This window comes from Acinetobacter sp. 24-47-67 (assembly GCF_056779735.1).
On sequence record NZ_JBWYIK010000064.1, the window covers coordinates 1 to 203 of the forward strand.

1 protein-coding gene is annotated in these 203 nt (G+C 44.8%); it reads right to left on the bottom strand.

Going from position 1 to position 203, the window contains the following annotated elements:
• On the bottom strand, positions 1-203 hold a 203-nt coding region (locus AC1M9K_RS14705), incomplete at both ends, for a hypothetical protein (protein ID WP_481589668.1).

The window sequence follows — 203 nt, forward strand, 5'->3', positions numbered from 1 at the left end:
TGGATCTACAGTCGCATCACCTGTTGCTACAGGGTTGCCATCTTTGTCTAAGATTTCAACTTTTACTGTTGCACCTGGCTCAGTCTTACCTGAGATTGTTGGTGTAGTATCATTTGTTGGCTTAAGCTCATCGATGGTTAATTCAGGTGCTACTGTGTCAACCTCGAAGCTCTCTGGCTGAGATTCACCTGTGTTACCTGCTT